This window comes from uncultured Shewanella sp. (genome assembly GCF_947491715.1).
In the GTDB taxonomy this organism is placed as follows: domain Bacteria; phylum Pseudomonadota; class Gammaproteobacteria; order Enterobacterales; family Shewanellaceae; genus Shewanella.
This window is the reverse complement of sequence record NZ_CANLKR010000016.1, coordinates 26,907-39,738: the sequence shown is the minus strand read 5'-3', so window position 1 is coordinate 39,738 and position 12,832 is coordinate 26,907. Positions and strand designations below refer to the sequence as shown.

The window sequence follows — 12,832 nt, the reverse complement described above, 5'->3', positions numbered from 1 at the left end:
TTGTCTGTTGAAAGGAAAATGGATTCAATTTTGTCATTTATTTCAAGATGGAAGCGTATTATGAAAAAGCAAACAGATGTATTGATTATTGGTGGTGGTTTTGCTGGCGTAGCGGCAGCGCAAAAGTTATCACAGCATGGCATGAATGTGATCTTGCTTGATAGGAAAAATTATTTTGAAGTCACATTTGCCGTGTTGCGTAATGTGACAGCGCCGAAAACCATGGGGAATACGCCGCGTAAATATTATCGTGATTTTATTCATGGCACCTTTATTCAGGCTTGTGTTACGTCAATGAATGAAAAAGAGGCCGAATTGGATAATGGCGAGTGTATTGGTTTTCAATACGCCATTATTGCTTCAGGAAGTCGTTATCCGACATTGCCACTGGCGAAGTCACATGTGGCATTGGATTATCACGCGCGCAGTCAAGAACTGATGCAAAGTCATGCGCAACTGGTTGCTGCTCAATCGGTTTTAGTGATGGGCGGGGGCAGTGTGGGTGTTGAGTTTGCGGGTGAAATTGCAAGTAGCTTCCCAGATAAAGCCATTACTTTAGCGCATTCAAGTGAGAGCTTGTTAGATAACATGAAACCAAAAGCTCAGCGTAAAGCGCATGGGCAATTAATGGCGAAAGGCGTAACAGTGAAATTGAATCGTAAGTTCATTCAAGAGGGGGAGGCTTATCGGTGCGTAAAGAGCAATGAATCTCTTAAGGTTGATATTGCTTATCAGTGTGTTGGCATGTTGCCTAATACTGAGTTTTTAAAGGCTGAGCTTCCAGATATTCTTGATAATACTGGATTAGTCAAGGTGGATGAATATATGAGAGTCGTGGGCTTTGCGCATTTGTATGCATTAGGTGACTGTGCGGCCCTTGATAGTCATAAACATGGTTATATTGCCAGTGTGCAAGGGGCGAGGTTAGCAGAGCAGATAGTAAAATCGTTGCAAGGAAAAAAAATCAGCCCCTATAAAACCCCGCCATTTGCCATTATTACCCCTACAGGTACAGACTCTGGAGTGGCACAAATGCCCTTTGGCGTGACGACGGCGAACTTTTTTGTCAATATGAAACAAAAAGACATGGGGATCCGTAATATGTATAAACTTTACGGGGCAGTACCCGATAAGCGTGTTTAACATTTTTATCGTGAATGAAATTAAGAATTAAATTAATACGTTAATAAAATAAACTGGATATTTAAATTCAATTGTTTCATCAGTATAATGCAAGGCTTTTTTGTGATGAATTGGAGTGTTAAGTGAAAAAATGGTTGCTTTTGAGCTTGAATTTTATGGCTTGTGGCGCGTCAGCTGAATTATTCAATTGTGGGTTGGCAGATGTGGAACGTATTATGGTTCAAGGTGAACGTGAAACTTCTCATGGGCATGAAAATACATTATTAGTGGAATTATCTAAAAATGGCAGTGATGTGTTGTGTTCAGGAAAGAACTATGTATACATGAGTAATTCAAACCCTTCATATTCAGGCGCACTGTCCGTTTTACTCGCAGCTCAAGCTCAAAATCGTCAAGTTTCAGTGACGGTTAATACGACAGTCATAAAGGCTGGAAATGCTGTTGAAATGGCCTTTATTTCCTTATCTCGATAAACAAGACATAGTGTTGTATAAAATATCATGAATGATCAACAGAGCTTAGTCACCAGTAGCTTTGTTAAAGCGTGATTAAATTCTTAATGTATCACGTACAGGTTATGTGCAGGTTATGTACAGATATCAATGGCGAGTCATGAGAGGATAGAATCTATCCTCTCATTGTTGAAAACGTAATCGAGTGATCTTATGAGCAACTTTTTATGGAGTAGTGTTAAGTGAGCGATTTAAGGACAGACTTCGATAAACCCTAGGCATTCAGGGCATTCAAAGAGATCATGTTTGACTCTTTGTTCCCAATCGTGAGCGGTACATTTCATTGAAACGGTTTTACTCTTACGTATAAAGCAAGCTGGGCAAGGAAAGCCACCTTCATGGTAGAGGTCCTTATAGTTATTGACTGTATTATCATCGATAGCGATCCCCGCATTCTCCATAGAGTCTTTTTCGCTGTGTAAATTCTCTTTAAATTCCTTGTACATAATTGCTCCACGTTAATGGCACATTGGGTTGAAGAAGTAATAAGTATAGGTGATTCTGGTAAGAATAAAGCTGTTTCATGTTTTTCAATTGAGGGGCCTTTCAGGTGGTTATCCTTATTTTTTTACTCCTCTTTACTTCTCCCTTTATCTGTCTAATGAATATTCATTGCGCTTGTGCTCATGGCGGGTGAATGATGCAAGTGATATTCACATTTGCTGATGGGATTAACCGAGTATTTTTATGTGGTTATTATGCTGTTTCTGTTCATTTTAAGTCGGATTTTTACGTAAACGATGAGAGTACTGTTTTTATATACAGTACTTCATGTTTTAACAGTATGGATACTTAGTGTGAGTGTGATTTTTATACTATCTGTCAGTGTTATTTTAATAATATATTAATAATCAAATTGTTAGTTGTTATTGTTGATTGTGATTTGATGATGAATGGTTCTTAGGTTGGGTTATTTTGACAGAGTAAAGAAAGGGATTTTATAATGTACTGTTTATTTATACAGTGCTTTTTATACATTACTTGTTTATGCCGTGCTTGGGTTACCCCCATTATCATTAAAATATAATCAGAGGGTTGAGTTTTCTTTTTGTGAGGGGATTATTCGCAAATCAAGCAAGTACTCGGCGCCTTGTTATAATCAAAGGGCTATTGATTTTAAAAAAAGGGCACTCTTATTGATCATTTAACTCGCACTAAACGAGTCAACAAAGGGGAAATCTTGAGTCTATATTCCTTACATTTTAGTTTGTTTCTGTTCAGTTTAGTAGTGACAGAAGCCTTAGCTGCGACTCCTTGTCATTCATTAACGTCTGTGAGTTGGCTCAATGGGCACTGGCAATATCAAGGGGATGGGCAAAAGGTGCGGGAATCCTGGTGGGCGGTAAGTGAAAACACGATGGAAGGTGAGGGTCAGACGAGAACAACCTCTAATGAGCGGGTAAGTGCTGAAACATTAAGAATTGTTGCCATGTCTAATATGGTTTTTTACTTGGCTAAAGTGGACAGTAATCTACTTCCTATTGCCTTTAAACTCATTGATTGTGAAAGTAATCGATTAGTTTTTGAAAATAAAGAGCATGATTTTCCGCAAACAATAATTTATCAATTAGTTGATGATAACCATATTCATGTAAAGGTATTAGGCAAAGATAATACACAATTGATCATGGATTATATACGCCAATGAGAAGGTGAATAAAAGCTATTGCGTCTCTATTTCTTCACTTATATAAGACTTGCATTAATTTGGTATGAGTATTTAATCTGAGCCAAGCAATCTTATTGCGCATTCGTTGTCTTGAGTTTTATCTAATAGCTTATCGCTTTTTATTGATGCGACTGGCTTAAATATAAAATCCTGTTATAAAAATCAGCATACTCCTATTATCCCACCTAAGCTTATGCTTAATATCACAATGATCCGTTAAGGAAAAACCATGTTTTTATTGGGGAGATGCACGACAAAGCCAGTGTTATTGCTTGGAGTGGGTATCGTGACTTTATTGCTATCGGCGTGCAATAAGCAAGATGCTAAGCCAACGGCGCCGATTATTCGTCCTGTTAAAATTTTTACGGTAAAAATGAGTGAGGCGGGGGCGGTTCGCCACTTTCCGGGACGAGTTGAAGCGTCACAACAAGCAGATCTGGCCTTTAGGGTCAGTGGCACGCTAACAGACATTGCAGTCAAAGAAGGCGACATTGTGGATAAAAACCAAGTGTTAGCAAAGCTAGATGACACAGATTTCAAAATCAGCGTACAAGATAAACAAGCCAGCTATGATAAAACGCGGCGTAACTTCGAACGTGCAAAAGAGCTGATTGTATCCGGTTATATTTCTAAAATGGATTATGACCGCATGGAGTCGGAAGCAAAAAAAGATAAAGCCGCGTTGGCTAATGCAAAACAGCAATTGGATTATACCCAATTAAGAGCGCCTTTTTCTGGTCAAATAGCACGCCGATTTGTGGATAACTTCGAAGAAGTGGCGGCTAAGCAGGTGATTTTTGCTTTGCAAGGAGTGAATAGTTTAGATGTGGTGATTAATATTCCTGAATCGATTGTACGGAGCCTGAGGGCCAGTGAAGTCGAAGATAGAAAAAAAGATATTGCCGTTTATGCAGAGTTTGAGGGGCAAAAATCACATCATTTTCCTTTACAGACCAAAGAAATTGCGACAAAAGCGGACCCCGATACACAGACATTTCAGGTGCGCTTTACTATGCCTTCTCCCAAGGCATTTACTGTGCTGCCGGGAATGACGGTGAATGTGGTGATAGATTTTTCCAAGTTTACTCAAGCTGAACCCGTTTTTTGGCTGCCAGCGTCAGCGGTTGTGGCCGATCCTGTATTAGGCTCACGGGTGTGGGTCTTGGATCCTGACACCATGACAGTATCCGCTCAGCCGGTGACGATTGGTCGAATGCGGCACAATGAAATACAAGTGACAAAAGGCTTAGTGGGCAATGAGGAGGTTGTTGCTGTTGGAGCGACGTATTTAGCTAAGGGAATGAAAGTCTCACGCATGGTGCAATCAGAGCAGGCCGTACCTCGCCAAGAAGACAGGCTGTTTCAGACTGGCCAAGGAGAATAACGGATGAATATTGGCGAGTACTCAGTAAATAATAAAGTGATTTCTTGGTTGTTGATCTTAATATTGCTGGTGGGTGGCATTTTGGCCTTTAACAAAATGGGCCGATTAGAAGATCCTGAATTTACGATTAAGCTGGCAAAAGTCATCACTTTGTATCCTGGTGCAACGGCGCAAGAAGTACAAGATGAAGTGACCTATTACATTGAAGATGCCATTCAGAAGTTGCCTCAAGTTAAGTGGATTAAAATGTCGGTGTCTCGCCCTGGGCTTTCTGATATTACCATTGAGTTTAAAGATAAATTCAGAAAAAAAGACTTTCCTAATATTTTTGATGAACTGCGCCGTAAAATTGCGGATGTGACGCCGTCTTTGCCTACAGGCGCTCATGCGCCAATGGTGATTGATGACTTTGGTGATGTTTATGGGGTGTATGGTATTTTAACGGGAGCTGGGTACTCATGGCGAGATCTGTTTGATACGGCGGATAATGTTAAAAAACACATGGTGCAAGTTCCTGGTGTGAGAAAAATTGTGATTGATGGCGAGCAAAAAGAAGTGGTGTATGTGACGATCTCACGCTCACATTTAGCAGAGCTGGGTATTTCGCTGCAAAATATTGCCAGTATTTTAGCGTCACAAAATGAAGTCATCGATGCGGGGAGTATTCGTGTCGGGGATGATTACTTACGGATCAGCCCAACAGGTACGTTTCAGTCGGTACAATCCATCGGCGATGTGCTCATTAGTTCTAAAAATAAAAAACTGCTCTATCTTAAAGATATTGCCAACATTACCCGTTCCTATAATGATGTGCCCAATAAGCTTTATTATGTGAATGGTGAGCCGGGGTTAGCAATCGGTGTGTCTATGCTTCCAGGAGAGAATGTTGTTGAGGTAGGTAAACGCTTGAGCCAGCGTTTTGAGGCGTTACAATCTATTATTCCCATTGGAATGTCTTTTAAGCTTATTTATAACCAACCTCAGGAAGTGGATAAATCGGTTAGCGGTTTTATTGTCAGTGTCGGGCAAGCCGTGGCGATTGTGATTGTGGTGTTGTTACTGTTCATGGGCTTAAGGGTGGGTTTGATTATTGGCAGTGTGCTACTGATCACGGTTTCTGGCACATTGTTTTTCATGAATTTATTTTCGATAGATTTACAAAGAATTTCCTTAGGGGCCTTAGTGATAGCCTTAGGCATGCTGGTAGATAATGCCATTGTGGTGGCTGAAGGCATGATGGTTCGCATGCAAAAAGGCCTCAGTGCGACTCAAGCTGCCTCGGAAACGGTGGGTTCGACCATTTGGGCGCTGCTGGGGGGAACAGCCATTGGTATTCTTGCCTTTTCTGCCATCGGTTTATCACCGGATTCGACGGGGGAGTTTGCGGGGTCCTTATTTTATGTCATTTTAATTTCCTTGTCTTTATCTTGGATAACCGCCATTAGTTCCACGCCTTTATTATGTGCCTTGTTAATGAAAAAAGGGGATGCGTCTGCCGCAGAAGTTGAGCCTTATAAGGGCATTTTTTTTGCTGGTTATCGAAAATTGGTCACCGCTGCGATTACGTATCGTTGGGTGACAGTGGGTGGTGTGGTGATATTGTTTGTTGCTGCGGTTATCGGTTTTGGTTATGTCAAAAATGGTTTTTTTCCTGAGTCTAATACGCCTATGTTTTTTATTGATGTATGGGAGCCTGAGGGCAGTGATATTCGACATACTCGTGATACCGCGTTAAAAATCAGTCGTTATTTAGATAATTTACCTGAAGTTTTGCAAACCAGCACTGTGATTGGCGGCGCTCATCAGCGCTTTACATTAGTGTATGACTCAAAAGAACCTGCTGCGGCTTATGCTCAAATTATTGTTGAAACCGAGTCCCGTGAAATGATCCCAAATGTGTGGCAACAAGTACAAGATTTTATGAGAGAAAATACTTTATCTAACGACCCTATCATTAAAGCACTCCGCATTGGTCCGGGACGAGATGGTAAGATAGAAGCTCGGTTTAGTGGGCCCGATGCGAGTGTATTACGAGAACTTTCAGTACGAGCGCAAGCTATTATGCGCAGTGATAATGATGCTAAAGATGTGAGAGATGATTGGCGAAATCCGGTGAAAGTGATCACCCCTGTTTTTAATGAGCAAGTGGGTAGACAGCTTGGGATCACTCGTGAAGAGCTAGCCTTGGCGTTACAGTATTCTGGTGAAGGCAATACGGTGGGGAAATATCGTGATAACAACCGTTCATTGCCAATAAAATTACGGGCCATTGAGGGAGAAAGGGGCGATGTGGCTAATTTGCGTGATGTGCAAGTGTGGAGTCCGGTATTGGGAAGAACGGTGCCCGCATCTCAGGTGGTGAGTGAATATCAAACCCGCTGGGAAAATACGGTGCTGAGGGGAAGAAACCGTATTCAAACCATTATTGCTTCTTGCAATCCAAAAGGCGAACTCACCGAGCCTTTATTTGAGCGTTTAAAAGTCAAAATAGAAGCGATGCCGCTCCCTCTTGGTTATCATTTAGCTTGGGGAGGAGAGTATGAGGATTCACAAAAAGCACAGGCTGGGTTAGCGGGCGCTTTGCCTGTTGGCTTTTTACTCATGATATTAACCTCTATTTTATTGTTTGGGCAATTGCGACAACCACTTATTATTTGGTTAACCGTTCCTTTGGCAATTATTGGGATCACGGCGGGGTTATTAACGACAGGGGGGGCTTTTGATTTCATGTCAATACTGGGGGCATTATCCTTAGTGGGGCTACTCATTAAAAATGCCATCGTATTAATTGATGAAATTGATCAGCAAATTGATACAGGTAAACAGCAGTTTATTGCCATTATTGATTCATCAATGAGTCGATTACGCCCTGTTGTGCTTGCTGCGGCGACCACTATTTTAGGCATGATCCCACTGCTTCCTGATGTGTTTTTTGTCAACATGTCGATTACGATTATGGCGGGACTTGGCTTTGCGACTGTGCTTACTATGCTGGTGGTGCCGACGCTTTATGCCATTTTTTTCAATATTCAAGTCGAGAAGAAAGCTGATCCGTCTTGCTCTTAGGTGATGACTTAACCAATGAGAAATATAATCAGAAAGATTTATCCTGTGAATAGAAAAGAGTACACTGAATCAATATGCATCAAGAACGAGGTTTATTATGGATATTCGACTGGCAACACCTGATGATATCAATGCTTTTTTTCAGTACTTACAAGTGCACTTATCTGATGATAGCGCAGGTGATACGCATTTATTCCAGTCTTTATCGAGTGCTGAGTCCAATATTAATACCATGACAAAATCACAGTTCTATCATGGTATTAAAAAGACTTTTGCCGAGACTGACTGGCGTAGACTCTGGTTAGCCTTTGAAGGAGGCAAGGTTATTGGACACATTGAGATCAGAGGGCATACTCAAGCTTATACTCAACACCGAGTGGTATTGGGGATGGGAGTCGCGACAGAGTATCGGCATCAAGGTTTAGGCAAACTGTTACTTGATACGCTTGTGACTTGGTTAACCCAATTTCCTCAGGTTGCCTATCTCGACTTATGGGTGCTTTCCAGTAATCTTGCTGCAATCAACTTATATCAAAAATATGGTTTTACTGTGGGAGGGGAAATAGACGATATGTTCCGCATTGATGGCAAGCCTTGTTCATATACCTTTATGTTTCGCTTGCTAGGCGTTTAACGTTTAGCAGTATTGCTTACTTTTATTGACTTTACTGTCGCGCGTTTATTATTATCGAACAAAATAAAAGATATCATCGATACGTTTATTCAAAAAAGATCAGTATTATTCATAAAAAAGCCTAATGTTTATGCATGGAGCAATCAATAACAAGGTTTAAATCTGTAATTATCTCATCATCCTATTATACCCCATCGACTCGTATGATTTTTAGGGGGGCTTGGGTTTTTATATTCATCATCTGATCATTACTTTCACTTTAATACTCGCGCTTATTGTTAATGCTCTTAAGCGCAATAATGGAATCATACAAAGGAATGAAAAGTCATGGCTAATGCAAGTAAGCTTAATCACGTTCATTCAACGTCGGCTGATTTAATGGAAAATCAGGTTGATTTCTCGACGTCGCAAATTAAGAGGGGACAAGGAGGGGCTGACAAATTGATTTCTCATCAAAACCCTTCCAGTCACAAACCTAGACAAGCGTTATCTGCAGAAGATATTGTGGTGATTATCGCTATTGTCATGACCTTATTATTAGCACCAGTACTGACTATGCTATGGTATTTGAAAAGTCCTATTTTAGTTCCACCGCCCATTATTGCTATTTTTTTGGGGATTGCAGTGGCCTCTATCTTATATCGATTCTTAGGAGGGGTCCATAATGCGTCTTTTACGATAGGGGCACTCAAAGTGACAGGTTCTGCTGCTATTTTAATTTTTGTGGCTTGGTGGGCAAATGAAGAATTAAAAGGTTTTATGCCTAAAATGTCGCCTAAAGCGCCCGTGTTTGATTTAAAAAAAGATGTGATCCCCATGGCGAATACTTGGCATGCGGTGAGTACTGAAACGGGGCAACCTGTGTCATTGAATTTTCCTCATCATGCTCAACAACATTTAGCACCTTCTGTTGAAACCTTAAGTCATTTTAATGTACAGCGTCCATTGAAATTACATCATAAAGGGGATGATTTGGTGGTGTCTACGGATCATCATGCTCGACATATTATGGGAACATTACCCCTTGTAGAGCTTAAGGAATTAGGCTTTTTTAATAAAGTGAATATGCGGCTAAGGCCTTTTGAAGTGGCGACATTTGGAGCAAAACAAGGCATTGACATGAATTCGACATTGCCTTTTACTATCCATACTAATGGTTTTTCAGAGAACTATACTCGTTTTACTCTTAAGGAGAAAAATGATGAGAAAATCATTTATGAAGACTCTATTTTATTAAGGGGAGCAAAGCTCTTTCAATATCAAGATAAGTACTATTTTATCAGTGTCGTGCAAGTGAATCATGCTCCAGATGATATTGAACCTTATGCAAAAATTTATCTGGCTGAACTGGGTGTGAGTTATTTATAGCTTTAATTTAATATAGCCTTAATATAAAAGGATACTTGTTGAGTGATCAGCAGCTGATGTATTTAATGTCACTGATGTAGGGAAAAATATGATTAAAGGAAGTTGTCTGTGCAAAGGTGTTGAAGTGGCGATTGAGGGGGCGATAACACAGATTATTCATTGCCATTGCTCATTGTGTCGAAAATCCAGTGGCACGGCTTATGCCACCAATGGATTTGTTTCGCGCGCTGATTTACACATTATAAAAGGGCAAATGCTGATTAATCACTATGAAGTGAAGCCTGGAAAAAAGCGTTATTTTTGTCGACGATGCGCATCTCCGTTGTACAGTGAAAACGCGGCAGATCTCAAGCGGTATCGCCTGCGATTAGGTTTATTAGACAGTGATATTGCCGAGCGGCCAATGTCCCATAACTTTGTTGATTCAAAAGCCTGTTGGGATACTATTGAGACTTCACTTCCTTGTTATAGTGAGCATGAACCCTGTCGATAATATTCCTATAATGAGTAAAAATATGACTTAATGAGGTGGCGTTTGAAAATATTGGATAAATGTGAGTTGGTTTATTCACCAAGGAACAAAGCTACTCAAGTGTGTGATGCTGTGCTAGAAAAAGGGGTATCTTCAGATGTTCATTGGCCTGCACTGGTTTGCTATCAAGGTGATGACGAACTGGTTTATATTGCAGATGAAGCTGCTTGGGTAGTGTATTGTCATGAGGCGCCGACCTTGATAGAAGGAGAAGATAAACTGATTGATGCCAGTGGCCAGCTTTATTATCTGGTAGAAAATAAAGACCGATTGGTTCTGCGTGCGACCAATCGGCGTTTTTTATTATCTGAGTTATTAATTTTAGTGAGGCATCATGCTTGTTTAGTGCAGCAAGTTTGCAGTGCTAAAATTGATGCGAAGACTCATCGTCAGCTTATTGATATTGTTTATGAGCTTAATCGTGTTACAAGAAGGTAATGTTTATTATTGGTTATATTTTTTGATGAAGCTGAGTCTTTCTTTATAATCCTTTCCCGTTTGACGCTTTTATACCGTATGATGGATAAACCTGATTTATGACAGTGGATAAAAATGAAAAAAATCATCGAATATTTGCGTTTAATCTTATTTATGGCTGGCGTGCTGGTGGGCATCCAAGCACCCAGTGTGGTTGATCAATACGGTAAACGGCTACAATCACAATTGACTGAATCAGAATTGAGTTTAAACGCCTTTCAAGGTGATGCGGATCGCTATTTTGGTGGCAGTCTTGATAAGTTGATTGCTTATTATCAGAATAATGAGGATCCCGTGTTTAGTGATGCAGGCAAAAATGTTGAGGCACTCATGCAGCGACAAATTGCATTATCTACTGCTTGGCAGCGCTTTTCCGCGAGCCAATACAGTCCTTATGTGCAGTTCCTTTTTGATCCTATGTTGGATATTAAAACTCAAGTATTAGCCCAATATACTTATTCTATTGTATTAAATACGCAAGCGATTATGGTTGGGTTAATTGTGGGTGGTCTGCTTGCTGCAGTGGCTGAATTATTCTTGGCACTGATTTGGCAAACATTGTGCTTATTAAAACGTATTGTTTTTGGTCCAGCACCAAGAAGAAGGCCTATCTAGCTTTCATTTTGTGTATGGGTCCTAAAGAGATGAGTCGAAGAACCACAACAGCATCTGTGGTTCTTTGATTTATTTGAATAGTTTAAAAATATTCAAATATAAGTTCTTCATTATATGGATTGAAAATGGCATTAGCGGAGGCTATTGTATGGCCATCGATTTTAAATTGTGTTTTGGTACCGTCATCTACACGTTCAAATTTTTGTTGAGTTCCTTCATCAGCAAGCTCATATAGCTTTTCAAAGTTATTTTGTAATCTGGACAGTAAATCCGTTTGTGATTCACGATGCCAATCTTGAATGCTTTCTTTTTCAGATTCAAAATCAATCATTTGACTTATAAGCTCTAATGCTTCTTCTTTATTGTAAGAAGGATAGAAAAAGTCAATAATATTATCCCAAAATGACATTTTTGTCGCTTTATCCATGTCACCAGTAATGAAGCCCTCTAATTGGCTCTTATTGAGTGTGATCTTTGAATCTGATGTAAAGTTGTCTGCTTGTTTTTGAATTTGTGAGATATCCACAGTGGCTGAAGCAAAAATAGTCATTTTGTTCTCTCTATTCAGTGAGTGATTTGATGACGAGGGGGAGTCATAATCAATAATCAGTTAAGTTGTTCGTCATCATTATTGAATAAGCCATTGGGAGTGACTATCAATTTTTAACATTGCAGTACAAAAGAGGTATGACCAGGTAGGCAGGAGTCGAATGGGGTTCATTATAAAGAGTGGGTAGTGATGACTCCCCACTCAAAAACGGTTATTGGTAACGCTGATTTATTGCGAATTAAGATCCGTTTGTGTTGAATAGGTCATTCAGAGCAGTCACTGAGTTTACCAACTGAGCTCTTCAGCTACCCAAGCACCGGAATCGGATAGGTCTTGGCTGTTTTCAAAACCGCCGCAAACGGCGTTGACTTTGGCAATGATCTGCCCGTCTACAATGAAAGTAGTGTTACTCTCCACTTGATTTCTTTTAACTTGAAATAAGTTACTATTCCCTTCTCCTGCGAGATCTTTTAATTGCTTAAAATTATGTTCCATGGCAATCACTTGCTGGGTAGCGCTGTGACTTTCATCGGTTGTTTCTAGTTCTACCATGGCATTAATGACATTCATTGCATTGTCTTTTTTACTGTCACAGAATAGGCGGTCAAAGGATTTTTCAAAGCACCCAAGCTGAGTCACATTATCAATATCGCCTCTAATGAACGCGGTGAGCCGTTGTTTACCCAAAGACACATCTTGAATGGTTTGCTTTGAGGTGTCTAATTGATCTTGAGAGATAGTCACTTTTGGATGAGTAAGCGAAAGAGTTGGCATAGTTTTCCATTGCATGTAAAGATTAGAATGATTGTTTGAATTAAATGCGTCTTATTTTGTCTATTGATAGGTCAGCTTAATGGTTTAATTTTAATCTAACTTATTGTA

General features: G+C 40.0%; 13 protein-coding genes. 10 read left to right on the top strand and 3 right to left on the bottom strand.

Annotated features, from left to right (window positions below; all coding sequences use genetic code 11):
* Nucleotides 1-60 precede the first annotated feature (60 nt).
* Nucleotides 61-1,143, top strand: a complete 1,083-nt coding sequence (locus tag Q0779_RS12310) for an NAD(P)/FAD-dependent oxidoreductase (RefSeq protein WP_298772947.1) — start codon at nt 61-63, stop codon at nt 1,141-1,143.
* Between the two features lie 122 nt (nt 1,144-1,265).
* Nucleotides 1,266-1,616, top strand: coding sequence for a hypothetical protein (locus tag Q0779_RS12305; RefSeq protein WP_298772945.1), 351 nt, complete (start codon nt 1,266-1,268; stop codon nt 1,614-1,616).
* 230 nt (nt 1,617-1,846) lie between these two features.
* On the opposite strand, the gene Q0779_RS12300 is transcribed toward Q0779_RS12305, so the two are convergent.
* A complete protein-coding gene (locus Q0779_RS12300) occupies nt 1,847-2,101 on the bottom strand; it encodes a hypothetical protein (RefSeq protein ID WP_298772943.1) in 255 nt (84 codons plus the stop codon).
* 734 nt (nt 2,102-2,835) lie between these two features.
* Here Q0779_RS12300 and Q0779_RS12295 point away from each other — a divergent pair.
* The 8 genes from Q0779_RS12295 to Q0779_RS12260 all read left to right on the top strand — a co-directional run bounded on the left by Q0779_RS12295 (nt 2,836) and on the right by Q0779_RS12260 (nt 11,400).
* The gene (locus Q0779_RS12295) at nt 2,836-3,303 is read left to right on the top strand and encodes a DUF6265 family protein (RefSeq protein ID WP_298772941.1); all 468 of its coding nucleotides are present in this window, start codon (nt 2,836-2,838) and stop codon (nt 3,301-3,303) included.
* A gap of 250 nt (nt 3,304-3,553) precedes the next feature.
* A complete protein-coding gene (locus tag Q0779_RS12290) occupies nt 3,554-4,708 on the top strand; it encodes an efflux RND transporter periplasmic adaptor subunit (RefSeq protein WP_298772939.1) in 1,155 nt (384 codons plus the stop codon).
* A 3-nt stretch (nt 4,709-4,711) separates the two neighbouring features.
* Entirely contained in the window at nt 4,712-7,774 is a 3,063-nt protein-coding gene (locus Q0779_RS12285) for an efflux RND transporter permease subunit (RefSeq protein WP_298772938.1), read from the top strand.
* Nucleotides 7,775-7,871: 97 nt separating this feature from the next.
* On the top strand, nt 7,872-8,408 hold the full coding sequence (locus tag Q0779_RS12280) for a GNAT family N-acetyltransferase (protein ID WP_298772937.1): 537 nt from the start codon (nt 7,872-7,874) through the stop codon (nt 8,406-8,408).
* 327 nt (nt 8,409-8,735) lie between these two features.
* The gene (locus tag Q0779_RS12275) at nt 8,736-9,776 is read left to right on the top strand and encodes a hypothetical protein (RefSeq protein ID WP_298772936.1); all 1,041 of its coding nucleotides are present in this window, start codon (nt 8,736-8,738) and stop codon (nt 9,774-9,776) included.
* Nucleotides 9,777-9,864: 88 nt separating this feature from the next.
* Entirely contained in the window at nt 9,865-10,269 is a 405-nt protein-coding gene (locus tag Q0779_RS12270; RefSeq protein WP_298772935.1) for a GFA family protein, read from the top strand.
* Between the two features lie 42 nt (nt 10,270-10,311).
* Nucleotides 10,312-10,746 (top strand): DUF4144 family protein, encoded by a 435-nt coding sequence (locus Q0779_RS12265; RefSeq protein ID WP_298772933.1) that lies wholly within the window; start codon nt 10,312-10,314, stop codon nt 10,744-10,746.
* Nucleotides 10,747-10,860: 114 nt separating this feature from the next.
* The gene (locus tag Q0779_RS12260; protein ID WP_298772931.1) at nt 10,861-11,400 is read left to right on the top strand and encodes a DUF2937 family protein; all 540 of its coding nucleotides are present in this window, start codon (nt 10,861-10,863) and stop codon (nt 11,398-11,400) included.
* 82 nt (nt 11,401-11,482) lie between these two features.
* Here Q0779_RS12260 and Q0779_RS12255 read toward each other — a convergent pair whose 3' ends face one another.
* Nucleotides 11,483-11,950 carry a hypothetical protein gene (locus Q0779_RS12255; RefSeq protein WP_298772929.1) on the bottom strand — a complete coding sequence of 156 codons (468 nt, stop codon included), beginning with the start codon at nt 11,948-11,950 and terminating at the stop codon, nt 11,483-11,485.
* Between the two features lie 285 nt (nt 11,951-12,235).
* Nucleotides 12,236-12,724, bottom strand: coding sequence for a hypothetical protein (locus tag Q0779_RS12250; protein ID WP_298772927.1), 489 nt, complete (start codon nt 12,722-12,724; stop codon nt 12,236-12,238).
* Between the last annotated feature and the right edge of the window lie 108 nt (nt 12,725-12,832).